The 23,627-nt window shown below is 66.2% G+C and carries 20 protein-coding genes; 7 read left to right on the top strand and 13 right to left on the bottom strand.

What is annotated here, in order from left to right:
- Both V6M63_RS00780 and V6M63_RS00775 read left to right on the top strand, forming a co-directional pair.
- Nucleotides 1–1,185, top strand: coding sequence for a dihydrodipicolinate synthase family protein (locus V6M63_RS00780; RefSeq protein WP_332738513.1), 1,185 nt, complete (start codon nt 1–3; stop codon nt 1,183–1,185).
- Nucleotide 1,186: 1 nt separating this feature from the next.
- Nucleotides 1,187–2,065, top strand: a complete 879-nt coding sequence (locus V6M63_RS00775; RefSeq protein ID WP_332738512.1) for a sugar phosphate isomerase/epimerase family protein — start codon at nt 1,187–1,189, stop codon at nt 2,063–2,065.
- Nucleotides 2,066–2,074: 9 nt separating this feature from the next.
- Here the strand turns inward: V6M63_RS00775 and V6M63_RS00770 are convergent, their stop codons facing one another.
- On the bottom strand, nt 2,075–3,304 hold the full coding sequence (locus V6M63_RS00770; RefSeq protein WP_332738511.1) for an MFS transporter: 1,230 nt from the start codon (nt 3,302–3,304) through the stop codon (nt 2,075–2,077).
- 91 nt (nt 3,305–3,395) lie between these two features.
- Between V6M63_RS00770 and V6M63_RS00765 the strand changes: the two genes are divergently transcribed.
- A complete protein-coding gene (locus V6M63_RS00765; RefSeq protein ID WP_332738509.1) occupies nt 3,396–4,280 on the top strand; it encodes an AraC family transcriptional regulator in 885 nt (294 codons plus the stop codon).
- Here V6M63_RS00765 and V6M63_RS00760 read toward each other — a convergent pair.
- On the bottom strand, nt 4,247–6,724 hold the full coding sequence (locus tag V6M63_RS00760; RefSeq protein ID WP_332738507.1) for a DUF1631 family protein: 2,478 nt from the start codon (nt 6,722–6,724) through the stop codon (nt 4,247–4,249). The genes V6M63_RS00765 and V6M63_RS00760 overlap by 34 nt on opposite strands.
- 223 nt (nt 6,725–6,947) lie before the next feature.
- Between V6M63_RS00760 and V6M63_RS00755 the strand changes: the two genes are divergently transcribed.
- Nucleotides 6,948–7,202, top strand: coding sequence for a hypothetical protein (locus V6M63_RS00755; RefSeq protein WP_056276810.1), 255 nt, complete (start codon nt 6,948–6,950; stop codon nt 7,200–7,202).
- A gap of 17 nt (nt 7,203–7,219) precedes the next feature.
- Here the strand turns inward: V6M63_RS00755 and V6M63_RS00750 are convergent, their stop codons facing one another.
- The 10 genes from V6M63_RS00750 to V6M63_RS00705 all read right to left on the bottom strand — a co-directional run bounded on the left by V6M63_RS00750 (nt 7,220) and on the right by V6M63_RS00705 (nt 18,867).
- Complete coding sequence (locus V6M63_RS00750) at nt 7,220–8,647, bottom strand: coniferyl aldehyde dehydrogenase (protein WP_332738504.1); 1,428 nt, start codon at nt 8,645–8,647, stop codon at nt 7,220–7,222.
- A gap of 86 nt (nt 8,648–8,733) precedes the next feature.
- Nucleotides 8,734–11,352 (bottom strand): ATP-dependent chaperone ClpB, encoded by a 2,619-nt coding sequence (gene clpB / locus V6M63_RS00745; RefSeq protein WP_332738502.1) that lies wholly within the window; start codon nt 11,350–11,352, stop codon nt 8,734–8,736.
- Between the two features lie 109 nt (nt 11,353–11,461).
- Nucleotides 11,462–12,214: a GNAT family N-acetyltransferase gene (locus V6M63_RS00740; protein ID WP_332738500.1), complete on the bottom strand. Its 753-nt coding sequence runs from the start codon at nt 12,212–12,214 to the stop codon at nt 11,462–11,464.
- A 17-nt stretch (nt 12,215–12,231) separates the two neighbouring features.
- Nucleotides 12,232–12,705 carry a molybdopterin synthase catalytic subunit MoaE gene (gene moaE / locus V6M63_RS00735; protein WP_332738498.1) on the bottom strand — a complete coding sequence of 158 codons (474 nt, stop codon included), beginning with the start codon at nt 12,703–12,705 and terminating at the stop codon, nt 12,232–12,234.
- Nucleotides 12,706–12,707: 2 nt separating this feature from the next.
- Entirely contained in the window at nt 12,708–12,959 is a 252-nt protein-coding gene (locus V6M63_RS00730) for a MoaD/ThiS family protein (RefSeq protein WP_332738496.1), read from the bottom strand.
- Complete coding sequence (locus V6M63_RS00725; RefSeq protein WP_332738494.1) at nt 12,956–14,239, bottom strand: molybdopterin molybdotransferase MoeA; 1,284 nt, start codon at nt 14,237–14,239, stop codon at nt 12,956–12,958. Before V6M63_RS00725 ends, V6M63_RS00730 begins: the two co-directional genes overlap by 4 nt.
- Nucleotides 14,236–14,772, bottom strand: coding sequence for a molybdopterin-guanine dinucleotide biosynthesis protein B (mobB, locus tag V6M63_RS00720; protein WP_332738492.1), 537 nt, complete (start codon nt 14,770–14,772; stop codon nt 14,236–14,238). The genes V6M63_RS00725 and mobB overlap by 4 nt, the downstream gene beginning before the upstream one ends.
- Entirely contained in the window at nt 14,769–16,292 is a 1,524-nt protein-coding gene (locus tag V6M63_RS00715; RefSeq protein WP_332738490.1) for a threonine synthase, read from the bottom strand. The genes mobB and V6M63_RS00715 overlap by 4 nt, the downstream gene beginning before the upstream one ends.
- Nucleotides 16,292–17,614 (bottom strand): homoserine dehydrogenase, encoded by a 1,323-nt coding sequence (locus tag V6M63_RS00710; RefSeq protein WP_332738488.1) that lies wholly within the window; start codon nt 17,612–17,614, stop codon nt 16,292–16,294. The genes V6M63_RS00715 and V6M63_RS00710 overlap by 1 nt, the downstream gene beginning before the upstream one ends.
- Nucleotides 17,615–17,640: 26 nt before the next feature.
- A complete protein-coding gene (locus V6M63_RS00705) occupies nt 17,641–18,867 on the bottom strand; it encodes a pyridoxal phosphate-dependent aminotransferase (protein WP_332739192.1) in 1,227 nt (408 codons plus the stop codon).
- Nucleotides 18,868–19,006: 139 nt separating this feature from the next.
- Between V6M63_RS00705 and V6M63_RS00700 the strand changes: the two genes are divergently transcribed.
- From V6M63_RS00700 to V6M63_RS00690, 3 genes are all read left to right on the top strand, one after another.
- Nucleotides 19,007–19,387, top strand: coding sequence for an Mth938-like domain-containing protein (locus tag V6M63_RS00700; RefSeq protein ID WP_332738486.1), 381 nt, complete (start codon nt 19,007–19,009; stop codon nt 19,385–19,387).
- 166 nt (nt 19,388–19,553) lie between these two features.
- Nucleotides 19,554–20,030, top strand: a complete 477-nt coding sequence (locus tag V6M63_RS00695) for a peroxiredoxin (protein WP_056276841.1) — start codon at nt 19,554–19,556, stop codon at nt 20,028–20,030.
- A 183-nt stretch (nt 20,031–20,213) separates the two neighbouring features.
- Entirely contained in the window at nt 20,214–21,989 is a 1,776-nt protein-coding gene (locus V6M63_RS00690) for a PhoH family protein (RefSeq protein WP_332738483.1), read from the top strand.
- A gap of 65 nt (nt 21,990–22,054) precedes the next feature.
- Here the strand turns inward: V6M63_RS00690 and dnaB are convergent, their stop codons facing one another.
- Entirely contained in the window at nt 22,055–23,482 is a 1,428-nt protein-coding gene (gene dnaB, locus V6M63_RS00685; protein WP_332738481.1) for a replicative DNA helicase, read from the bottom strand.
- Nucleotides 23,483–23,627 lie beyond the last annotated feature (145 nt).

The following is a 23,627-nucleotide window of genomic DNA, read 5'->3' as shown; positions in this document are numbered from 1 at the left end:
ATGGCACGGTCCCTGAAACTGCCCAACGCCTCGGGCCAGGTCGAGGCCTACAAGCTGCGCGGCACCACCCCGGTGAAGCCCGCCGCGGGCGTGAAGTTCAACCGCATCGCCTACTCCGCCGCCCACGTGGTGGCCGACCCGCTGGCCGCCATCGACCCCTGGTTGCAGTGCGCGGTGGACTGGGACGAAACCATCGCCTACCGCCAGCGCCTGTGGTCGCTGGGCCTCGGGGTGGCCGAGGCCATGGACACGGCGCAGCGCGGCATGGGCCTGGACTGGCCGACCTCGCTGGAGCTGATCCGCCGCTCGCTGGACGCCGCGAAGGACGTGCCCGGCGCGCTGGTGGCCTCGGGCTGCGGCACCGACCACCTGGTGCTGGAGAACGTGAAGACGGTCGATGAAGTCATCCAAGGCTACGAAGAGCAGATGGCCGCGATCGAGAAGCTCGGCGGCAAACTGATCGTGATGGCCAGCCGGGCGCTGGCCCGTGTGGCCAAAAGCCCGGCCGACTACGAGCGCGTGTACGACCGCATCCTGAGCCAGGCGAAGCAACCCGTGGTGCTGCACTGGCTGGGCGACATGTTCGACCCGGCGCTCAAAGGCTACTGGGGCAACAACGACCCCGACAAGGCCATGGACACCGCGCTGGCCGTGATCGCGGCGCATCCGGACAAGGTGGACGGCATCAAGATCTCCCTGCTCGACAAGGACAAGGAGATCGCCATGCGCCGCCGCCTGCCATCGGGTGTGCGCATGTACACCGGCGACGACTTCAACTACGCCGAGCTGATCGCTGGCGACGGTTTCGGCCAGGAACTCATGCATGGCCAGAGCGACGCGCTGCTCGGCATCTTCGACGCCATCGCGCCCGCGGCCAGCGCCGCGCTGGGTGAACTCGCGCAGGGCAACGTGCAGAAATTCCACGACATCCTCGGCCCCACGGTGCCGCTGTCGCGCCACATCTTCGCCGCGCCCACGCGCTTCTACAAGACCGGTGTGGTCTTCATGGCCTGGCTCAACGGCCACCAGTCGCACTTCACCATGGTCGGTGGCCAGCAGAGCACACGCTCGCTGCCGCACTTCGCCGAGCTGTTCCGCCTGGCCGATGCGGCCAACCTGCTGGAGCAACCCGAGCTCGCGGTGCGGCGCATGAACACGCTGCTGACTTTGCACGGAGTGGAATGACATGCGGGACTTTTCCCAAGACCACCGCTGGCTGTCCATCAACACCGCCACGGTTCGCAAGAGCCGAGGCCAGGACCTCCCGCTGACCGACATCCTCGACGCCTGTGCGCGCCACGGCATTCAAGCCATCTCGCCCTGGCGCGATCAGGTCGCGGCCGTGGGCCTGAAAACCATCTCGGCCCAGGTGAAGGCGCTGGGTCTGAAGCTCTCGGGCTACTGCCGTGGTGGCATGTTCCCCGCCGTGGACGCCGCTGGCCTGCAGGCCGCGCGCGACGACAACCGCCGCGCGGTGGACGAGGCGTGTGAACTCGGCGCGCCCTGCCTGGTGCTGGTGGTCGGCGCCCTGCCCGGCGCGCTCGCCGGCCAGGCCGCGCACAAGGACATCGCCCGCTCGCGACAACAGGTGAACGACGGCATTGCCGAACTGCTGGAGTACGCGAAGGGCGCCGGCATGCCGCTGGCCATCGAGCCGCTGCACCCCATGTACGCGGCCGACCGCGCCTGCATCAACACCCTGGAACAGGCGCTCGATGTGTGCGATGCACTCGACCCGGGCAAGACCGGCGCGCTCGGCGTGGCGGTGGACGTCTACCACGTGTGGTGGGACCCGAAGCTGCAGGCGCAGATAGCCCGCGCCGGCAATAGCCGTCTGCTCGCCTTTCACGTGTGCGACTGGCTCACGCCCACCTCGGATCTGCTGAACGACCGCGGCATGATGGGCGACGGTGTGATCGACATCCCACGCATCCGCGGCTGGGTGGAAGCGCAGGGCTTCGCGGGCTTCAGCGAGGTGGAGATCTTTTCCACCGGCAACTGGTGGAAGCGCGATCACGACGAGGTGCTCAAGACCTGCATCGAGCGGCACCACAGCGCGGTGTGAAGCGCGGCTTCAGGCGGTGCGCCGGCCCACGCCCAGCGCCGCCACCACCGACAGCCCCAGAAACACCGCGCTGCCCACCAGCGTGGCAGCGAACCAGCCACGGTCCATGAACAGACCGAACATCAGGGGCGCGGCGGCAAAGCCCACGTCCAGCCCGGAGTACACCGTGCCATAGACACGGCCGGTCGCGCCTTTGGGCGTGGCGCGCTTGATCATCAGGTCGCGGCTGGGGCCACCCACGCCCACGGCAAAACCGGTCGCGGCCAGCGCCACCAGCGTCCCGACGGAGCCCAGCCAACCGGTGGCGCACACCAGCAGCAGCACGGCACCCAGCGCCATGGCCCAGGCAACCACGTGGTCGCTGGAGAGCTGACGCTGGTGGCTGTAGGCCGCCACGAAGCCGCCCACCAGCATGCCGAAGGCCGCGCACAGCATGTAGGCGCTGATGGTCAGCGTGGCCACTTCCATGCTGGTGCTGTGCATGGCCTTGAGGATGGAGGGTGCAAAGCTCTGCACCACCGCCAGCGACATGGTGGAGAGCAGGAAGAAGGCAAAGCACCACCACACCACCGGCAACCTCAGAAAGCCGAGGTCGCCCCCGCGCGGCGCGCCCGCTGCTTGCACCACCACCTCGGTGCGCAGCTTGTCGCGCTGCCAGAACATCACACCCAGGATCACCAGGTACAGCAAGGCCGCCACCTGGTAGGCCACGCGCCAGTCGGCCCAGGCCGAGATGCCCACCAGCAGCGCGGGCGCCAGTGCCCAGCCCAGGTTGCCGGTGAGGCCGTGGGCGCTGAAGGCGTGGCCCAGCCGGGGCGCTGACACGCGCTGGTTGAGGATGGTGAAGTCGCAGGGATGCAGGGGCGCATTGCCCGTGCCGGCCAGCACCGCCACCACCATGAGGCCCGCGTAGCTGGTGGCCTGCGAGGCGGCCACGGCAGCCAGGAAGAACATGCCGATGGCCCCGAACAGCACCGGGCGCGCGCCGACGCGGTCCACCAGAAACCCGGCCATGGCCTGGCCAACCCCGGAGATGACGAAGAACACCGTCATGAGCAGGCCCACGTCGGCAAAGGAGAGGCCGAACTCGCGGATGAACACCGGGAACAGCGGCGCGAGCAGCAGCTGCGAAAAATGCGAGGTGCCGTGGACGAGGCCCACCAGGCCGATGACGGCGGCGTCCTGTTTGAGCGGAATGGGATTGGTGGGCGCGGCAACGCGCAAGGTGGCGGTGTTCATGGACACGATCGTAGGGCGGGTGGAGAATGCGCCATCGCGACAGAACGACAAACATCGTCGAATTTCAGCCAACCCCAGCCGGGAGCCCACCATGCGCCGCCCCTCCACCCGCCGCCGGCTTCTGCCAACGACCGACACCGACCCGTATTGCCCGACACCGGCGCATCCCGTGCGTTGCCGTGCGCGCCAGGTCGACAGCGACGATCAGTTCGAACCGCACCACCATGCCTGGGGGCAATTGGCCTACTGCGCGCGCGGGCTGCTGCAGGTGACGGTGGTTCACACGGACGCGGCGGACGAACACTCGCCACTGGAGACCACCACCATCGTGCCGCCGTCGCGCGCGGTGTGGATACCGCCGCTGGCGCGCCACGCGGTGACCATCGTCGAGTCGGCCCAGTTGCTCACCCTGTACATCGACGCCAGCGCCGTGCCGGCGCACTGGACGCGTTCGCGCGTGCTGGTGGTCTCGCCCCTGTTGCGCGAACTGGTGCATGCCTTGAACCGGCCGCTTCGGCCATCGGGCGAAGCCGGGCGCGCGCTGCACACCCTGCTGTTTGACGAGATGGAGCACGCCGACACCCAGCCACTGGGTGTGCCCATGCCGAGCGCCACCGGCGGCGATCGACGGCTGCGCAACCTGTGTGAAGCGGTGATGGAGGCCCCGGCCCAGCACGCCACGCTGGCGGCCTGGGCCACACACGGCGGCGCCAGCGAGCGCACCCTGGCGCGGCTGTTTCGCGACGAACTGGGCACGAGCTTTCAGCGCTGGCGCCAGCAGGTGGTGCTGGCGCACGCCCTGCCCATGCTGGCACGCGGTGTGTCGGTGGGGCGGGTGGCCGAAGCCAGTGGCTATGCGAGCGAGAGCGCGTTCTCGGCCATGTTCAAGTCGGCCATGGGTCTGCCGCCGACCCGTCTTCGCGAGCAGGCCAGGGCACAACCTCAGGCCGGCACGGCCTCTTCGACGCGGGCCTGATCGGCCGCGATGGCCTCAATGGCCTTGCGCACCACGCTCTGGCCGTCCACCGGGCGCAGCAGGCGGTTGGCAATCAGGCGTTCGCAGCTGCGTTTGGTCATGGAGTGGGGGCGCCCACCGCGGCTCACGAACATGAAGAGCGTGCCGCGGTTGCTCGCCCAGATGAGCTGGGCACGCAGCCATTCGCGGTGCGAATACAGGTCGACCCAGTCGCCTTCGCGCAAGCCTGCCAGCATCGTGATGGCGTCGAACGGAATGCCCTCTTCGCTCTCCGCTTCATCCACGCTGGTGGCCTCCGGCGGCGTCACCTCGGACGCGCCCCGGTTCTCGGTGAGCTCGGAGAAATCGGTCGGCATCGTGTCTTCAAAGCCCGCGGCTTCCAGCTCCTCGCGTCCCAGCCAGGGCTGGGCGGCCTTGCGCGGCTTGCGCTGCTCGGGTGTGGCCGGCAAGGTCTCGTCGAGTTCCATCGACATCGACGAGGTGTCCAGCGGAACCGGATTCGACGCGCTCGCGTCGGCCCGTGCGCGCGCGCGCCGAAGGCCCAGCACCGGTTGGTGCAGGCGCATGAGGGCGTCAAAGAACGGTTTGGTTTCGTCGCGGGTCTTGCCCAACGACTCCAGCCCGGCGTGCAGCGTGGCCAGCATGCCCGGCACCATTTCCAGCAGCTGGGCCGGCAGGCGCAGCGTGACGTCCTTCTTGGTGCTCCACAACAGGTTGGAGACCACCTTGCGGTAGCCCCCGGGATCGACCTGACCCTTCGGCGCTTGGAGCTGGGCGGAGGCAATGGCCAGCGACCAGGGGCCGTAGAGGAAATCGAGGATGAAGCCGGGCACGTTGTCCACATCGGGGCGCTGGCTCAGGTCCCAGGCCACCTGGTCGGCCAGGGTCTGGCGCGCTTCGGCGTGGCGGATCGCCTGCAGGTTGTTGTCCTGCGCCGCCACGTCCTGGCGGTCGTGGTTTTCCCATTCCTGCAGCAGCTCGTCGAGCGCGATGGCAAAGGCCTGCGGATCTTCTGTCTCCAGCTCGTTGAGGGCGTTGAACGCCTGCTGCACCGGCTGGAAGAACTCGGCGAACTCGCTGGAGAATTCGTCGTTGTATTTGAAGCTGCGCTGCGCCACGCACTCCACCAGGCGGCGGGCCGGGTGCGCGTCTTCGCTGAAGAAGCGCGGGTTGGCCATGGCCAGACGCAGGAGCGAGGGCTCCAGCGCGACCACCGCCTCGCGCACCGGTGCCAGCAGCAGTGGGTCTTGCGCCACCTGGTTGACCAGCTTGCGAACCACGTCCAGACCCATGGCCTGTGCCACGCGCTCGGCCTTCTGCTTGAGCTGCATGAGCACACGGGCGCGCTCGTGGGCCGCTGCGAAATCGCCCCAGGTCTTCTGGCTGAGCTGGGTGCCGATGTCCACCGCGCGCGCGGGGCGGTCGACCACCGGCAGCGCCTTGTACTGCTCGCTGCGCCGCACCACCATGGATTCGTCCAGCGTGGGGATGGCGGCAAAGGCTTCAATGGCCGCGAGCTCCTCGCTCACCTGCTCGTAGTACTCGGGCGCGAGCGACTGTTCGTACCGCTGCCCTCCCTTCTCCAGGAAGTTGTGCAGGTACTGGTTGTCCACCGGCGTCTGCAGGCGTGCCAGCTGCGGCATGTCGGGCATGGAGTCGCCAAAATGCGCATCGCGCGTGCTGTCGCCGCGGTAGTCCAGGGGCGCCGGGCCCGACGGGTTCCATTCGGTGGCGGCCGGGCCGGCGCCGCGCGCAGCCCGGGCTGCGCTGGCCGCAGAGCGGGCCGCCGCGCCCGGGGCCTCGGCGATCAGGCGCACGCGGTAACCGGCTTCCTGCACGTTGGCGCGTTGCAGCACCAATGCCAGGCGGGCATACAAGCCCTTGAGCTCATGGCCGATGGTCTTGCCGCAATGGCGCAACCACAGGGCGCGCATCTGCGAGTCCGGCTCGTCGAGCGACATCATCTCGCGCAGCGCCCGCACGAAGACCGCCGGGCGCAGCGGGTTCATGTCGGCCTGCACGGTCGAGAGACCCTGCAGCGAACTCATGAGCGCATCCAGCACCTTGAGCTCCTGCTCCAGCGGCGGCAGCAGGTTTTGCAGCAGACGCGCGGATTCAATGGATTCGGTGACCGTATCGTCTTCGACCAGCGAGAGGTAGTTGGATTCGCTCAGCAGCGAGGTGCGTGAGGACTGAGGGGCGTCGGTGGGCACGGCAAACGCTTCTCGCAGGCGCTGCGGGAAGTCGGCCACCCAGCTTTCCTTTTCCTGGCGCATGCGCCACCAGGCGCTGGCCAGGCGGTCGCGCTGGGCAACCTCAAGGCACTGCTTTTCGGCCTCCTGCAGGCTCACCACCGCCGCGTCAAGGCAGCGCCCCAGCATCGCGGGAGCGTCTTCAAGTGCTTCGGCCAAGCACTGTTGCAGCAATCTGGGGGGTACCGTCATCGCCTGGTTGCGGCGCTCTGCCGCTGAGTCGGGGTGTGAAACACGTCACGTTTATACCTGCGCATGCCACCGAGGGCATGACACCGCTGAGATAAGGCAGATATCGGTCACCGAACGGTCAACCGGCCCGCCGAATGACCCCGGCGTCAAGACACTGTCACAACTGGCATGCAACATGCGAGGGTGCTGTCAACACACGCGCAGGCTTCAGGGAAACAAAACAATGATGCAAACCATCCGGCGTTACGCCAAGACGAACATGGCGTGGGAGGCCCTCTCACGACCCGACGCCGTGGGCCGCCAGGCCCACACGCTGCTGCTGATGGCCAACGGCCGGCGCAGCGAGCAGGAGTTGTCCCTGTTGCTGGGCTCGGATGTGTCCGAACTGGCCTATGGGTTGATGCAAAAGGGATACCTGCAGAACACGGCGGCCGTGGTGCAGCCCGAGGCCGACGACGACGCGCTCGCCGGCGTCTGAGCGGGCTCAGCCGCGCATCACAGCCAGCGCTTGAGCAGGCCCATGATCTGGTCGAAACGCGCACCGTAGGGCGGGTAGAACAGATGCCCCATCGAGAAGCGTGATTGCACCAGAACGGGTTTTTGCTGGGTGAAGCGCAGGAAGCCGGTTTCGCCGTGGTACGCGCCCCAGCCGCTTTCGCCCACGCCACCGAAGGGCAGGTTTTCGTGGGCCACGTGGATGAGGGTGTCGTTCACGCTCACGCCGCCACTCACCGTGTTGTTCATCACCCGGTCGCGCGCGGCGGTGTCGGTGCCGAACCAGTACAGCGCCAGGGGGCGCGCGGCGACGTTGATGCGTTTGATGGCCTCGTCCAGCGAGTCGTAGCTCAGCACCGGCAGGATGGGGCCGAAGATTTCTTCGTCCAGCAGCCGAAGGCCCGGGCCGGGATTGAACACCAGGGTGGGGTTCATCTGGCGTGTGGTGGACGCTGCAGCCGCCGCGCCGGGCGGCGCCACATCGACCACCCGAGCGCCCTGCGCCGAGGCCTCGTTCAGCAGGGCTTGCAGGCGAGCGTGGTGGCGGTCGCTCACGATGGCGGCGTAGTCGGGGTTGCCCGCGATGGTGGGGAACAGGCGCGCCACGGCGGCCGCGTAGGCGCGCTCGAAGGCGGCCTCCTGGCCGCGCGGCAGCAGCACGTAGTCGGGCGCGATGCAGGTCTGGCCAGCATTGAGCAACTTGCCGTGCGCGATCTTCACGGCCGCCTCATCCAGATCGCAAGACGCATCCACAACGCAGGGGGACTTGCCACCGAGCTCCAGTGTGGTGGGTGTGAGGTTGACCGCGGCGGCCGCCGCCACCTTGCGGCCCACGGCGGTGGAGCCGGTGAAGAACAGGTGATCGAACGGCAGGCCGGCGAATTCGTGGGCCACGTCGGCGCCGCCAAGCACCACGCTGAACTCTTCTGCCGAGAAGGCGCCCTGCACCAGCGAGGCCATGAGGGCCGAGGTGTGGGGCGTGAGTTCACTGGGTTTGAGCATCACCCGGTTGCCCGCGGCCAGCGCGGTGGCGGCGGGCCCCAGCGTGAGCTGCAGCGGGTAGTTCCAGGGGCCGATGACCCCCACCACGCCGAGCGGCTGGCGCTGGATGTAAGCCCGGGCGGGCTTGAGGTACAGCGGCGTGGCCACGCGCCGGGTCTTCATCCAGTGCGGCAGCTCCTTGTGCAGCTGGCCGATGGCCGCGCGCAGCACGAACAGGTCGGCCACCTCGGTGACCTGGCGCGAGCGCACGCCGAAGTCGGCCTGCACCGCGTCGGACAACGCAGCGCCGTGCGTGTCGATGAGTGCCTTCAGGCGGGACAGCCGCTCGCGGCGCAGCGCCAGCGGCACATCGATCTGGGCGCGACTGGCATGGTGCTGGGCGTCGAACAGCGCACGCAAGGGAAGGGTCGGGGGTATCTGGGTCATGAGCCGGATGATAGGTCTGACGCCCCGGCAACGGTAGAGGCAGACCCCCATCCCGACGGATGGAGGTCTGCCGCTTCAGGCCCGCTTCAGGCCTCGGCGACCGCGTCGCCGAACTCGAACACGCCCGGGTTCTGCACCGGGTCCACGTCCACCGGAATCGCTGATTTTGGCGGGTAGCGGCCTTCCAGCAGGAACTTCGACAACGGGTTCTCGATGCGCTGCTGGATCGCGCGCTTCAAGGGCCGCGCACCAAACACCGGGTCGAAGCCGACCTTGGCCAGCTCGGCCAGCGCCGCCGGCGAGACCTGCAGGTGCAGGTCCATCTTGGCCAGGCGCGCCTCGAGCACCTTGAGCTGGATCGCGGCGATCGATTCGATGTGCTGCGCGTCCAGCGCGTGGAACACCACCGTCTCGTCGATGCGGTTGAGGAACTCTGGCCGGAAGTGGTTCCTGAGCTCGGCCCACACCGCGTCCTTCACGTCCTCGTAGGGCTCGCCCACCATGGCCTGGATCATGTGCGAGCCGATGTTGCTCGTCATCACGATCACGGTGTTCTTGAAGTCCACGGTGCGGCCCTGGCCATCGGTCAGGCGGCCGTCGTCGAGCACCTGCAGCAGCACGTTGAAGACGTCGGGGTGGGCCTTCTCCACCTCGTCGAGCAGCAGCACGCTGTAGGGCTTGCGGCGCACGGCCTCGGTGAGGTAGCCGCCCTCCTCGTAGCCCACGTAACCGGGCGGCGCGCCGATCAGGCGGGCCACGGAGTGTTTTTCCATGAACTCGCTCATGTCGATGCGCACCAGGTGGTCTTCGCTGTCGAACAGGAAACCGGCCAGCGCCTTGCACAGCTCGGTCTTGCCCACGCCGGTGGGGCCGAGGAACAGGAAGGAGCCGGTCGGGCGGTTCGGGTCGGAGAGGCCCGAACGCGAGCGGCGGATGGCGTTGGCCACGGCACCGATGGCCTCGTCCTGGCCGACCACGCGCTCGTGCAGCTTGCCTTCCATCAGCAGCAGCTTGTCGCGCTCGCCCTGCATGAGCTTGCTCACCGGGATGCCGGTGGCGCGCGCCACCACTTCAGCGATTTCTTCGGCGCCGACCTGGGTGCGCAGCAGTTGCGGGCGGCCCTTGCCGTCCTTGTTCTGCGCCTTGCCGGCCTCAACCGCCTGCGCGTCCTTCAGACGTTTTTCCAGCTCGGGCAGCTTGCCGTACTGCAGCTCGGCGACCTTGTTGAAGTCGCCCTTGTCGGTGAAGGTCTTGATCTGCGAGCGGATGCGGTCCATCTCTTCCATCACGTCCTTGGAACCGAGCGCGGCGGCTTTCTCGGCCTTCCAGATCTCGTCGTAGTCGGAGATTTCCTTCGTCAGGCGGCCGATCTCTTCCTCGATCAGGCCGAAGCGCTTCTGCGAGGCTTCGTCCTTCTCGCGGCGCACGGCCTCGCGCTCGATCTGCAGCTGGATCAGGCGGCGGTCGAGCCGGTCCATCACCTCGGGCTTTGAGTCAAGCTCGATCTTGATCTTGGACGCGGCTTCGTCGATCAGGTCGATCGCCTTGTCGGGCAGGAAACGGTCGGTGATGTAGCGGTGGCTCAACTCGGCCGCGGCCACGATGGCCGGGTCGGTGATCTGCACGCCGTGGTGCACCTCGTACCTTTCCTGCAGGCCGCGCAGGATGGCGATGGTCGCCTCCACGCTGGGCTCACCCACCAGGATCTTCTGGAAGCGGCGCTCCAGGGCGGCGTCCTTCTCGATGTACTTGCGGTATTCGTCGAGCGTGGTCGCGCCCACGCAGTGCAGCTCGCCGCGCGCCAGCGCCGGCTTGAGCATGTTGCCCGCGTCCATCGCGCCTTCGGCCTTGCCCGCGCCCACCATGGTGTGCAGCTCGTCGATGAAGACGATGGTCTGGCCTTCGTCTTTCGCCAGCTCGTTCAGCACGGTCTTGAGGCGTTCTTCGAACTCGCCGCGGAACTTGGCACCGGCCAGCAGCGCGGCCATGTCCAGGCTCAGCACGCGCTTGCCCTTGAGCGAATCGGGCACCTCGCCGGCGACGATGCGCTGCGCCAGGCCTTCGACGATGGCGGTCTTGCCCACGCCGGGTTCACCGATGAGCACGGGGTTGTTCTTGGTGCGGCGCTGCAGCACCTGGATGGCGCGGCGGATCTCGTCGTCGCGGCCGATCACCGGGTCGAGCTTGCCCATGCGGGCGCGCTCGGTGAGGTCCATGGTGTATTTCTTGAGCGCCTCGCGCTGGCCTTCGGCCTCGGGGCTGTCCATGGACTGGCCGCCGCGCACCGCGGTGATGGCCGACTCCAGGCTCTTGCGGTTCAAGCCGTTTTCATTGGCCATGCGGCCCAGCTCGCCCTTGCTGTCGGCCACGGCCAACAGGAACAGTTCGCTCGCGATGAACTGATCGCCGCGCTTGATCGCTTCCTTCTCGGTGGCCTGCAGCAGCTTGGCCAGCTCCTGGCCCACCTGCACCTGGTCTTGCCCCTGCACCTCGGGCAGGCGCTTGATCGCCGCCTCGGTGGCCTTGGCCAGGCCCGGCACATTGACGCCCGCGCGCTGCAGCAGGGACTGCGGGCCATCGGCCTGGCGCAGCAGGGCCAGCAGCAGGTGGGCCGGCTCGATATAGGCATGGTCGGCGCCCAGCGCCAGCGTCTGGGCTTCGCTCAGCGCTTCCTGAAATTTGGTGGTGAGTTTGTCGAGTCGCATGAAAGTGCTCTCCGGGTGATCTGAACTGTTGGGCATGTGGAGCTGCTCCACCGGTTTTCAAGCCGGCAACCAGCTTGCACCCGCCCGCAACGGGCAGGCTTGACGCAGATCAATCCACCAACGGCGGGCGCCAGTAGGCGTAGGGCCAGGCCAGGGTGAGACCTGCGCGGCGGTACAAGGCCTGCGCCGGGAGGTTGCTCGCATCGACCTGCAGGAACACGCCAACCAGACCACGACGGAGAGCCTCCACTGCCATGGCATGCAGGACGCGGCCCGCCAGGCCCTCGCCGCGCCGGGCGGCCGCCGTGCGCATGCCGTGCACGCCCAGCCAGCCGTGGCTGAACGACGCAGCGCCGCAGGCCACCGTCTGCCCCTGCTCCCGCACCGAGGCATAGAGGGTGTCGGTGGCACGGCTGAGCGAGCGCGAACGGCTGGCACCATCGGCCGGGTCCAGGCCCTCGCCCAGGAACATGGCCATCCACCCGGCGTCGGGCCTGGCATCCAGTTCGCCTGGCGGGCCAGGGTGCAGATCCATCAGCTGATGGACCTCCCCGGTCATGGTCAGGGTCGGCTGGTCGCGCCGCCAGCCTCGATGCCCCAAGGCCTCATGCCACGGCTGAAAGGAAGGCAGATCGGGCAGGCGGAATCGCGGTTCGAATCCCAGCGCGGCGTAGCGCGCCAGAATGACGGGCAAGCGTCCGGTGTCATGTGTCCCGTGATGCAGTGGCACGGCGCTGCGGGCACGGCCCACGGTCCCGTGGTCCATGGCCAGCAGCCAACCCTCCATGGGCTCCACCACCTCGGGCGCCACCGCCTGCAGCGTGGCGCGCTCGATCGATTCGACGTCTGCAGCGATGAGCATGGCCTCGCTGCGGCTGTTCAGCTGTTGGTGGCCGCGATGCCCCAGCGCGCCAGGGCAGCGTCGTCGCTCACGCGGGCATCCACCCAGCGCGCGCCCTCGGGGGTCTGTTCCTTCTTCCAGAACGGCGCTTGCGTCTTGAGGTAGTCCATGAGGAACTCGCAAGCCTGGAAACTCTGGCCACGGTGTGCAGAGGTCACGACCACGAGCACGATCTGGTCCAGCGGCTGCAGCAGGCCCACGCGATGGATCACGCGGGCGCCGAAGATGTCGAAGCGCTGGTGCGCCTCGTCGATCATGGCTTCGATGGACTTCTCGGTCATGCCGGGGTAGTGCTCCAGCTCCATGGTGCTCACGCTCTGGCCATCGTTGCGGTCTCGGACCGTGCCGATGAAACTGCAGACCGCGCCCACGCCTTTGTCGGCTTTGCGCAGCAGCGCCACCTCGGTGCTGAGGTCGAAGTCCTCGGTCTGAATGGAGACACGAGCGGTCATGTTCACCCTCCCGTCACAGGCGGGAAGAAACCGACTTCGGCGCCCTCGGTGAGCGCAGCGGTCTCGTCGCTCATGGTCTGGTTGAGCGCCACGCGCACCGAGCGGCCTGGCGCGAGTGCGTCAGCGTAGGTGCCCCCCCGAGCCACCAGCTCGGCCCGCAGGGCGGCCAGCGTGCTGGCTTGTGTGTCGAAAGATTCGCTGCCGAGACCCAAGGCCTCGCGGATGGAAGCGAAATAGCGCAGTTGGACTTTCATGCAAGCAGGTCCGCAAAAGAGATGAAGGACACGAGGTCTCCGTGGGCGATGGTGCTGCCAGCGGGGTTGTCCACCAGACCGTCGCCCCACACCGCCGAGGTCAGCACACCCGAGCTCTGGTTGGGAAACAGATCAAGACCACCGGCCGCATTGCGCCGCACGCGCAGGAACTCACGGCGCTTGTCGGCCTTGCTCAGCGTGAAATGCGCGGGCAGCCTGACGGCGTTCCTCGCAACCGCGTCAACCCCTTGCAGGCGCAACAGGAAAGGCCGCACCAGCAGCAGGAAGGTGACGAAGCTGGACACGGGATTCCCTGGCAGGCCGATGAAGTGGCAGGCTTCACCCGCCGCCGGGTCAGCGCCCGCATCGCGCTTCACGGAGCCGTAGGCAAACGGCTTGCCGGGCTTCATGGCGATCTGCCAGAGATCGAGCCGGCCGAGTTGTTGCACGGCCGGCTTGATGTGGTCTTCTTCCCCCACCGACACGCCGCCACTGGTGAGGATGAGATCGTGGTGACCGGCCGCGGTCTTGAGGGCGGCCAGCGTGGCCTCGCGCTGGTCGGGCACGATGCCCAGGTCGCTCACCTCACAGCCCATGCGGTGCAGGAGCGCCCGCAAGAAAAATCGGTTGGAGTTGTAGATGGCGCCAGGCTTCATGGCCTCGGGCGCAACCTCGCCCGGCATCACGAGTTCGTCTCCGGTGGAGAACAGCGCCACACGCGGGCGCGCCACCACGTTCAGGCGCGCCAGGCCCAGGCTCGCGGCCAGGCCCAGGCTCGCGGGCGACAGGCGTTCGCCACGGGGCAGCACCACCGCGCCGCGCGTGACGTCTTCTCCCGCGCGCCGTACCCACTGACCCGGCTGGGGCACGGCCTGGATGTGCACGCCGTGGATGTTGCCTCCCACCTCCACCGTGTCTTCCTGCATCACCACCGCATCGGCCCCGGCGGGCATCGGCGCTCCTGTGAAGATGCGCGCGCAGGTGCCGGGCTCCAGTGGCTCGCCCTCATGGCCGGCGGCGATGCGCTGCGTCACGGGCAGTACCTTGCCCGCCTCGGTCACGTCGGCAGCGCGCAGGGCATAACCGTCCATGGACGAGTTGTCGTTGGGTGGCACCTGCAGCGCAGACACCAGGTCTTGTGCCAGCACGCGGCCGTCGGCATCGAAGGTGGCCACCGTCTCGGTGGCCTGCAGCGGCCCGGCGTGCGCCAGCAAGTTCACCATCGCGTCGTCCAGCGACATCAATGGCACACGGGTCTGTGATGGAGGGGGCGTGGTCATGGCAGGCTCAACGGGGTGCGGTATTCGAATCGCTCTGCATTGTCGACCAACCAGGCGGCCACGTCATCGGCCCGGTTCAAATCCAGCACGGTGCAGTGGACGGACATCGGCAAGGTGTCCGGAGTGTCGGTGGCAATGGCCACGATGTGTTGGTCGTCGGGAAAGCGCAGCGGCTTGCCGTGGGCCTGCCGCCACACCTCCACCTTGGGCAGATCGCTCTGCTTGAAACCCTCGACCAACACCCAATCGACGTCTGCGCGCAGCTGGGCCAGGAGGTCGTGAACCGAATGCTCGACGACGGTCTCCAGTTCGCGCATGAGCACCATCCGTTTGGGCGAAGCGGCAAGCACCTCGAAGGCTCCGGCTTCGCGATGGCGCCAGGTGTCCTTGCCGGGGTGATCGATGTCAAAACGGTGGTGCGCGTGCTTGACCACGGACACGCGCTGCCCGCGCAGCTTGAGCGCGGGAATCAGCTGCTCGACCAGCGTGGTTTTGCCCGATCCCGAAAAGCCCGCAAACCCGACGACCTTCATGCCCGGGCGCAATGCTCGGCGATGAAGGCCTGCACGGCAGCCGTGCTTGCCGACATCACCCGCACGCGCTTGGGCAGATCCTCGATGCCCTCGAACTGCGGCGGACGGTGCGGTTGCTGCCCCAGGGCCTCGACGATGGTCTCGGCGAACTTGATCGGCAACGCCGTCTCCAGCACGATCATCGGTATGCCGGGCTGCAGATGCTCGCGCGCCACTTTCACGCCGTCGGCCGTGTGCGTGTCGATCATCACGCCGTGGCGCTTGAAGGTGTCACGAATCGTCTCGATACGGTTTTCGTGCGTGCTCTTGCCGCTGCGAAAACCATAGTGGCTGGTGACGCTCGCAAACGCCGGATCGGCGCTCAGGTCGAAACGACCCTCACGCGACAGCACGTCGCCGAACAAGCCCTTGACGCGCTCGCCGTCACGATCCAGCAGGTCGAACACGAAGCGCTCGAAGTTGCTGGCCTTGGAGATGTCCATCGACGGGCTGGAGGTCTCGTGCGTGTCGGCGCTGGCCCGCACGCGGTACACGCCGGTGCGGAAGAACTCGTCGAGCACGTCGTTCTCGTTGGTCGCGACCACCAGCTGCTCGATCGGCAGGCCCATCTGGCGCGCCACGTGGCCGGCGCAGACGTTGCCGAAATTGCCACTGGGCACGGTGAACGAGACCCGAGGAAGAGACCGATTCGCCGTCGGGCCGCCCCAAGGCGAATCAGCCCCCTCGGGGGGCAGCGAACCACGCGCAGCGGGGAGCGTGGGGGCATCGCTCGTCGCCTGGAAATAACCGGCAAAGTAGTAGACGACCTGGGCCAGCAGCCGCGCCCAGTTGATCGAGTTCACGGTGCCGATCTTGTGCTCGCGCTTGAATTCGAGGTCGTTGCTGACGTTCTTGACGATGTCCTGGCAGTCGTCGAACACGCCTTCGATCGCGATGTTGTGGATGTTTTCATCCATCAGGCTGAACATCTGCGCCTGCTGGAACGGACTCATGCGGCCATGCGGGCTCAGCATGAACACGCGCACCCCGCGCTTGCCGCGCATGGCGTACTCGGCCGCGCTGCCGGTGTCACCCGAGGTCGCGCCCAGGATGTTGAGTTCCTCGCCCCGGCGCGCCAGTTCGTATTCGAACAGGTTGCCCAGCAATTGCATGGCCATGTCCTTGAAGGCCAGCGTGGGGCCGTTGGACAGGGCTTCCAGGTGGAAGCCCGGCTCGAGCTGCTTCAACGGCACGATCTGCGGCGTGCCGTACACCGCTTCGGTGTAGGTCTTCTCGCACAGCGCACGCAGGTCGGCGGGGGGGATGTCGTCGATGTAGAGCGAGAGGACTTCGAACGCGAGCGCCGCATAGCCACCCGCTGCACCCTGGTTGAACACCAGGCGCCAGCGCGCGAGCGTGGTGGCATCGACCTGGGGGTACCGTTCGGGCAAATACAAGCCGCCATCAGGTGCGAGGCCTTCGAGCAGGATCTCGCAGAAGTGCTTGCGCCCCGGGTCGCCGCGGGTAGAGAGGTACAGCATCAGTTCAGCTCTTCCTTGCGGATGCGCACGATGGGCGCGAGCACGGTGGGCAGCGTCTGCAACTGCGCCAGGGCGTCGTTCATGATGCCCTCGCGCGTGTCATGCGTGAGGATGATCAGATCGGTGGAGGTGCCGCCTTCGCCGCTCACCTCGTCGGCCTCGCGCTGCAACACGGCGTCGATGCTGATGCCGGCTTTGGCCAGCAAGCCAGTCACTTCGGCCAGCACGCCGGCCTCGTCGGCCACGCGCAGGCGCAGGTAGTAGCTCGTCACCACTTCGCTCATGGGCAGCACGCTCAGGTCGCTCATCGCATCGGGCTGGAAGGCCAGGTGTGGCACGCGGTGGTGCGGGTCGGCGGTGTGCAGGCGCGTGATGTCCACCAGGTCGGCAATCACGGCGCTGGCGGTGGGCTCGCTGCCCGCGCCCTTGCCGTAGTACAGCGTGGTGCCCACGGCATCGCCCTGCACCACCACCGCGTTCATCGCCCCTTCCACGTTGGCGATCAGGCGTTTGGACGGCACCAGGCTCGGGTGCACGCGCAGCTCGATGCCCTGGGTCGTGCGTTTGGTGATGCCCAGCAGCTTGATGCGGTAGCCCAGCTGTTCGGCGTATTTGATGTCGGTCGCGCCCAACTGCGTGATGCCTTCCACGTAGGCCTTGTCGAACTGCACCGGAATGCCGAAGGCAATCGCGCTCATCAGCGTGACCTTGTGCGCCGCGTCCACGCCCTCGATGTCGAAGGTCGGGTCGGTTTCGGCGTAGCCCAGGCGCTGCGCTTCCTTGAGCACGACGGCAAAGTCCAGGCCCTTGTCGCGCATCTCGGAGAGGATGAAGTTCGTCGTGCCGTTGATGATGCCGGCGATCCACTGGATGCTGTTGGCAGTCAGTCCTTCGCGCAGCGCCTTGATGATGGGGATGCCACCGGCCACCGCCGCTTCGAACGCCACCATCACACCCTTGGCCGAGGCCGCGGCGAAGATCTCGGTGCCGTGCACCGCCAGCAAGGCCTTGTTGGCGGTCACCACGTGCTTGCCCGCGGCAATGGCTTCCAGCACCAGCGCCTTGGCGATGCCGTAGCCACCGATGAGCTCGATCACGATATCGATGTCGGGATTCGCGATGACCGCGCGTGCGTCGTTCACCACCTTCACGTTCGGGCCCACGATGGACTGGGCGCGTGCGGTGTCGAGGTCGGCCACCATGGTGATCTCGATGCCACGACCGGCGCGCCGGCGAATCTCTTCCTGGTTGCGCTGGAGCACGTTGAACGTGCCGCTGCCCACGGTGCCTATGCCCAGAAGGCCTACTTGGATCGGTTTCATGTCGGTCATGGTTGGGGAGCAAAAAATCAGGTGCCGTGGCGTTTACGCCAACCTTCAAAGAACTTCGCGACGCGGTTGATGGCCTCGCGCAGATCGTCTTCGTGTGGCAGGAACACGATGCGGAAATGCTGATTGTCGGGATAGTTGAAGCCCGAGCCCTGCACCAGCATGACACGCGTTTCCTGCAGCAGCTCCAGGAACATCTGCTGGTCGTCCTCGATCGGGTACATCTTCGGGTCGAGCTTGGGGAACATGTAGAGCGCGGCCGACGGCTTGACGCAGCTCACCCCCGGAATGGCGGTGATGAGCTCGTAGGCCAGATCGCGCTGGCGGCGCAGCCGGCCGCCCTCGCCCACCAGGTCGTTGATGCTCTGGTAACCCCCCAGCGCCGTTTGAATGGCCCACTGACCCGGCACGTTGGCGCACAGGCGCATGTTCGAGAGCATGTTCAGGCCCTCGATGTAGTCCTTGGCCGGCTTCCTGTCACCCGAGACGACGAGCCAGCCCGCGCGGTAGCCGCACGAACGGTAGCTCTTGGAGAGCGAGTTGAAGGTCAGCGTGAGCACGTCTTCCGACAGACTGGCGATCGCGGTGTGCTTCACGCCGTCGTACAGCACCTTGTCGTAGACCTCGTCGGCGAAGATCACCAGGCCGTGCTCGCGCGCGATCTCCACGATGGCCTTGAGCAGTTCGTCGGAGTACAGCGCGCCGGTCGGGTTGTTCGGATTGATGACCACGATGCCCTTGGTGGCCGGCGTGATCTTGCGGCGGATGTCGTCGAGGTCGGGCATCCAGCCATTCGATTCCTCGCACATGTAGTGCACCGGTGTGCCGCCAGAAAGGCTGACCGCAGCGGTCCACAGCGGGTAATCGGGTGCGGGCAGCAGCAGCTCGTCGCCATCGTCAAGCAGCGCGTTGGTGGCCATCACGATCAGTTCGCTCGCCCCATTGCCGAGGTAGATGTCGTCGAGCGTCACGCCCTTGATGCCCTGGGTCTGCGTCTCGTGCATCACCGCCTTGCGCGCGCCGAAGATGCCTTTGCTGTCCGAGTAACCCGCCGAGTTCGGCAGGTTGCGGATCATGTCCTGCTGGATCTCCTCGGGCGCGTCAAAACCAAACACCGCCAGGTTGCCAATGTTCAGACGAATGATCTTGTGACCCTCGTCCTCCATCTTGCGCGCGGCATCCATGATCGGGCCCCGGATGTCGTAGCACACGTTGGCCAACTTGGCGGATTTCTGGATGGTCTTCAAAGTCACTCCCTGGGTGTTCTGGGGTCGTGCGGGGCGGGGCTCCCGGTGTGCTGCACCGGGCGTTATATTCGGTCTTGTCTGCAGGGAAAACCTGCAATTTGACCACAGTTCCGCACCCCGTCCGATTGGCCACCGCCCCATGAAACTGCACTCCGACAAGCTGGATATCCAGTCCATCACCGCCTATGGCGATGGCTGGATCGCAGTGAACGGCCAGCGCCATTCCCACAGCCTCGTGCTCACACCCCAAGGCCAGTTGCAGCCTTGGCCATGTTCGCGTTTTGAATTGCTGGAGGCCTCGCACTTCAACATGCTCATCCAGCTGGCCGCCGAACCGCCCGAGCTCATCGTGTTCGGCAGTGGTTCTCGGTTGCGCTTCGCACCCCCGGCCTTGCTGCGCGACCTGATGGCCCAGCGCATCGGTGTCGAGACCATGGACACGGGCGCCGCCTGCCGCACCTACAACATCCTGGCGGGAGAGGGTCGTCGAGTGGTCGCGGCCTTGTTGCTGGAGAGCTGAGCTCCTGGCAACCACCCCGGGTTGCCGCCGTGACGGCGGAGGCCAATCAGGGTAAAATAGCAGATTGTTTCCTGCCACGGGTCCCATTGCTGCAACGCAGGGCTCGCCGTGAGACAGCCGGGAAGCCAACGCATCACCACCAACTTACGTCAGGGGTCCACGCAGTATGGCAGTCGTTGTCAATAAACCCATTCCCGAATTCGAATCGATGGCCACGGGCGGCATCAAGGTCAGCAACCAGACGCATCTGGGCCAGACCATCGTGCTGTATTTCTATCCCAAGGACAACACGCCCGGCTGCACCACCGAAGCCATGCAGTTCCGCGACAAGTACAAGGATTTCGTGAAGGCCGGAGCCCAGGTGTTCGGTGTCTCGCGCGACAACATGAAGTCGCACGACGACTTCAAGACCAAGCTCGAACTCCCCTTCGAATTGATCGCCGATACCGAAGAAAAAATGTGCCACATGTTCGGCGTGGTCAAGAACAAGATCATGTACGGCAAAAAGGTCAAGGGCATCGAACGCAGCACCTTTCTGATCGGCCCCGACGGCGTCCTGAAGCAGGAATGGCGCGGTCTGAAGGTGCCGGGTCACGTTGAAGACGTGCTCAAGGCCGTGAAGACACTCAAGAAAGCTGCCTGATCTGCATCTGGCCAAGGGCTGTGGGCGTGGAGTTTGCGTCACGGGACTCATGCATAATGAATTCATGACGCCGGGAAGCCTCTCAGCCCCACCCCTCCTGCACCCTTCCAGCAGCCCCGAAAGCCGCCCGGTCACCCCGGCGGCTTTTTGTTTTCCAGCCCTGCGCTGAACACACAAGCCCACATGCCACTGCCCCCCGCTCCCTCCAAACGCGCCGCCCTCCTTTCACCCGAGGCTTACAGCCTCAAAGCGACCGACGAACCCTTCGATCTGGACGTTGAGGCAGTACCCGTTGTGGTCATGCCTGCTGCTCAACCTGCGCGCTTGCCAGAGCGCGAAGCAGCGGCCCTGACTTCGCCACCCGCAGCCAAAACCGCCGGCCGGGCAGGCGGCCGCGGCCGCAAGCCCGCCACGGCTCCCACGCCCGTGGTGGCAGAGCACGCTGAAGCCGCACCCTTGCTGCAGAAAGCCACGACCCCGGTCGTTCCAGCACCGCGAAGCCCACAGCCAGCGCAGGTCACCGCCTCGTCCGGCAGCCGTCGCCGCACCGCGGGCAAGGCCGGCAACGGCCCCGCCAGGCTCTTCGTGCTGGACACCAACGTGTTGTTGCACGATCCGATGAGCCTGTTCCGCTTCGAGGAACACGACATCTTCCTGCCGATGATCGTGCTCGAAGAGCTTGATGGTCACAAGAAAGGCATGACCGAGGTGGCCCGCAACGGGCGCCAGACGAGTCGCACGCTCGACGCTTTGGTGGCCCAGCAAGGTGGTGACATGACCAAGGGCCTCAAGCTCTCGGCCACCGGTCACCACGGCGCGCGCGGCCTGCTGTTCTTCCAGACCGAGCCGCTGGACAACAACCTGCCAGCCAGCCTCCCGCAGGGCAAAGCGGACAACCAGATCCTGGGTGTGGTGCATTCGCTGCGCGAACGCCACCCGCAGCGCGAGGTGATCCTGGTGTCGAAAGACATCAACATGCGCGTGAAAGCCCGCGCACTGGGCCTGGCCGCCGAGGACTACCAGAACGACAAGACACTGGACGACGGCGAGTTGCTGTACGCAGGTGCGCTGGCGCTCCCACAGGACTTCTGGACGCGCCAGAGCAAGACCATCGAGAGCTGGCAAAGTGGCAGCCACACCTTCTACCGCGTCAGCGGCCCGGCGGTGGGCCAGTTCTATATCAACCAGTTCGTCTATTTCGAAGCACCGGGCGAGCCCTCGCTTTACGCCCGCGTGACCGAGATCCGCGACAAGACAGCGGTGCTCAAGACACTCAAGGACTACACCCACTTGAAGAACGCGGTCTGGGGCGTGACCAGCCGCAACCGCGAACAGAACTTCGCGCTCAACCTTCTGATGGACCCGGAGATCGACTTCGTGACGCTCGCCGGCACGGCGGGCACCGGCAAGACGCTGATGGCCCTGGCCAGCGGTCTCACGCAGGTGCTCGACGACCGCCGCTACACCGAGATCATCATGACCCGCGCCACGGTGAGCGTGGGCGAGGACATCGGCTTCCTGCCCGGCACAGAAGAGGAAAAGATGGGCCCGTGGATGGGCGCACTGGACGACAATCTGGAGTTCCTGGCCAAGGGCGACGGTGGCAATGCCGGCGAATGGGGCCGCGCGGCCACCAACGAACTCATCCGCAGCCGAATCAAGGTCAAAAGCATGAACTTCATGCGCGGTCGCACCTTCATGAACAAGTACGTGATCATCGACGAGGCGCAGAACCTGACGCCCAAGCAGATGAAGACCCTGATCACCCGCGCTGGCCCTGGCACCAAGATCATCTGCATGGGCAACCTCGCACAGATCGACACGCCCTACCTCACCGAAGGTTCGTCGGGTCTCACGTTTGCTGTCGATCGCTTCAAGGGTTGGCCACACGGCGGCCACATCACCCTGGCGCGCGGCGAGCGCTCGCGCCTGGCAGACTTTGCGAGTGAAGTGCTCTGAGCGCGGGGATCACGCCATCATGAAAAAACCCGGCCTTGGCCGGGTTTTTTCATGGGGAACTGGCATCAGAAGTCGCCACCACCCGCCAGGCTCTCGAAACGCGTAAGCATGTTCAGGAACGCCAACTTCACCGTGCCAGTGGGGCCGTTTCGCTGCTTGCCGATGATGATCTCGGCCACGCCCGGCTCCTTGCATGCGTCCTTGGTGTAGTACTCATCGCGGTAGATGAACATGATGATGTCCGCGTCCTGCTCGATGGCACCGGACTCGCGCAGGTCGCTCATCATGGGACGCTTGTCGGTGCGGGTCTCCACGCTGCGGTTGAGCTGCGAGAGCGCAATCACCGGACACTGCAGTTCCTTGGCGAGCATCTTCAGGCCTCGCGAGATTTCGCCCAGCTCCGAGGCACGGTTATCACCGTCGCCGCCGCTGCCGCTCATGAGCTGCAAGTAATCCACCACGATCAGGCCGAGCTTGCCGCACTGGCGCGAGAGGCGCCGTGCGTTGGCTCGCAGCACACTGGTGGTGAGGCCCGGGGTCTCGTCGATGTGCAACGAGACGTTGCGCAGCTTCTCGATGGCTTCGGTCAACCGTGGCCACTCGTCATCGGTGAGCTTGCCGTTGCGCAGGTGGGTCTGGTTGATGCGACCGATCGAGCCGACGATACGCACCGCCAGTTGTGAGGCGCCCATTTCCATGGAGAACACGGCCACCGGCAGGCCTTCGTTGAGCGCCACGTGTTCGGCGATGTTGATGGCGAACGCGGTCTTGCCCATGGATGGCCGCGCGGCGAGCACCACCAGGTCACCGGCCTGCAGACCCGAGGTCATGCGATCGAGGTCCACGAATCCGGTGGGCACACCGGTGATGTCGTTCGGGTTGTCGGCCATTTCCTGCACACGGTCGAGCAACTCGACCACCAGCTTGTCCATGCCCTGGAAGCCCTCCTTCATCCGCGAGCCTTCTTCGCCGATGTTGAAGATCTTCTGCTCGGCCTCGTCGAGAATCTTCTCGACCGCCTTGCCCTGCGTGTTGAACGCTGCGGTGGCGATTTCGTCGCTGGCGGCGACCAGCTTGCGCAGGATGGCGCGCTCGCGCACGATCTCGGCGTAGCGGCGGATGTTGGCGGCGCTCGGCACGTACTGCGCCAGTGAGTTGAGGTAGGCCAGGCCGCCGGCCTCCTCGGCCTTGCCCAGATTCTGCAGGTGCTCGAACACCGTCACTACGTCGGCCGGCTTGCTGGCGTTGACGAGCGTGGCAATGGCCGAATATGTCAGGCGGTGTTCGTAGCGGTAGAAGTCGGAGTCGTTGACAAGGTCCGCCACCCGATCCCACGCACCGTTGTCGAGCAGCAGGCCACCCAGCACGCTGGACTCTGCCTCAATCGAGTGTGGGGGGACGCGCAACTGAGCGATCTGGCGGTCGGCACCACCGCCGCCCTCGTCCAGGCCGGCATCAAAGGAAGAGAAGGAACTGGAAAAAACGGCGGACATCGGCGTGAGAAAAGTAAAGGACCATGGTACGCGCTGGCCCCTGGAAAGTCATGGGACAAGTCTGTGGACAAGTCCGGTAAAAGAGGTGGATGACGGACGGGCCCACCGATCGCATACATCCCAAGAAAAAAGCCGCGGCCCGAAG

Source organism: Hydrogenophaga sp. (assembly GCF_036675665.1).
In the GTDB taxonomy this organism is placed as follows: Bacteria; Pseudomonadota; Gammaproteobacteria; order Burkholderiales; family Burkholderiaceae_C; genus Hydrogenophaga.
The sequence above is the reverse complement of the archived record's forward strand: the minus strand, read 5'-3'. Positions and strand labels throughout refer to the sequence as shown.

Coding starts and splice junctions, on each gene's coding strand:
- V6M63_RS00780 (WP_332738513.1), top strand. CDS start 1: ATGGCACGGTCCCTGAAACTGCCCAACGCCTCGGGCCAGGTCGAGGCC.
- V6M63_RS00775 (WP_332738512.1), top strand. CDS start 1,187: ATGCGGGACTTTTCCCAAGACCACCGCTGGCTGTCCATCAACACCGCC.
- V6M63_RS00770 (WP_332738511.1), bottom strand. CDS start 3,304: ATGAACACCGCCACCTTGCGCGTTGCCGCGCCCACCAATCCCATTCCG.
- V6M63_RS00765 (WP_332738509.1), top strand. CDS start 3,396: ATGCGCCGCCCCTCCACCCGCCGCCGGCTTCTGCCAACGACCGACACC.
- V6M63_RS00760 (WP_332738507.1), bottom strand. CDS start 6,724: ATGACGGTACCCCCCAGATTGCTGCAACAGTGCTTGGCCGAAGCACTT.
- V6M63_RS00755 (WP_056276810.1), top strand. CDS start 6,948: ATGATGCAAACCATCCGGCGTTACGCCAAGACGAACATGGCGTGGGAG.
- V6M63_RS00750 (WP_332738504.1), bottom strand. CDS start 8,647: ATGACCCAGATACCCCCGACCCTTCCCTTGCGTGCGCTGTTCGACGCC.
- clpB (WP_332738502.1), bottom strand. CDS start 11,352: ATGCGACTCGACAAACTCACCACCAAATTTCAGGAAGCGCTGAGCGAA.
- V6M63_RS00740 (WP_332738500.1), bottom strand. CDS start 12,214: ATGCTCATCGCTGCAGACGTCGAATCGATCGAGCGCGCCACGCTGCAG.
- moaE (WP_332738498.1), bottom strand. CDS start 12,705: ATGACCGCTCGTGTCTCCATTCAGACCGAGGACTTCGACCTCAGCACC.
- V6M63_RS00730 (WP_332738496.1), bottom strand. CDS start 12,959: ATGAAAGTCCAACTGCGCTATTTCGCTTCCATCCGCGAGGCCTTGGGT.
- V6M63_RS00725 (WP_332738494.1), bottom strand. CDS start 14,239: ATGACCACGCCCCCTCCATCACAGACCCGTGTGCCATTGATGTCGCTG.
- mobB (WP_332738492.1), bottom strand. CDS start 14,772: ATGAAGGTCGTCGGGTTTGCGGGCTTTTCGGGATCGGGCAAAACCACG.
- V6M63_RS00715 (WP_332738490.1), bottom strand. CDS start 16,292: ATGCTGTACCTCTCTACCCGCGGCGACCCGGGGCGCAAGCACTTCTGC.
- V6M63_RS00710 (WP_332738488.1), bottom strand. CDS start 17,614: ATGAAACCGATCCAAGTAGGCCTTCTGGGCATAGGCACCGTGGGCAGC.
- V6M63_RS00700 (WP_332738486.1), top strand. CDS start 19,007: ATGAAACTGCACTCCGACAAGCTGGATATCCAGTCCATCACCGCCTAT.
- V6M63_RS00695 (WP_056276841.1), top strand. CDS start 19,554: ATGGCAGTCGTTGTCAATAAACCCATTCCCGAATTCGAATCGATGGCC.
- V6M63_RS00690 (WP_332738483.1), top strand. CDS start 20,214: ATGCCACTGCCCCCCGCTCCCTCCAAACGCGCCGCCCTCCTTTCACCC.
- dnaB (WP_332738481.1), bottom strand. CDS start 23,482: ATGTCCGCCGTTTTTTCCAGTTCCTTCTCTTCCTTTGATGCCGGCCTG.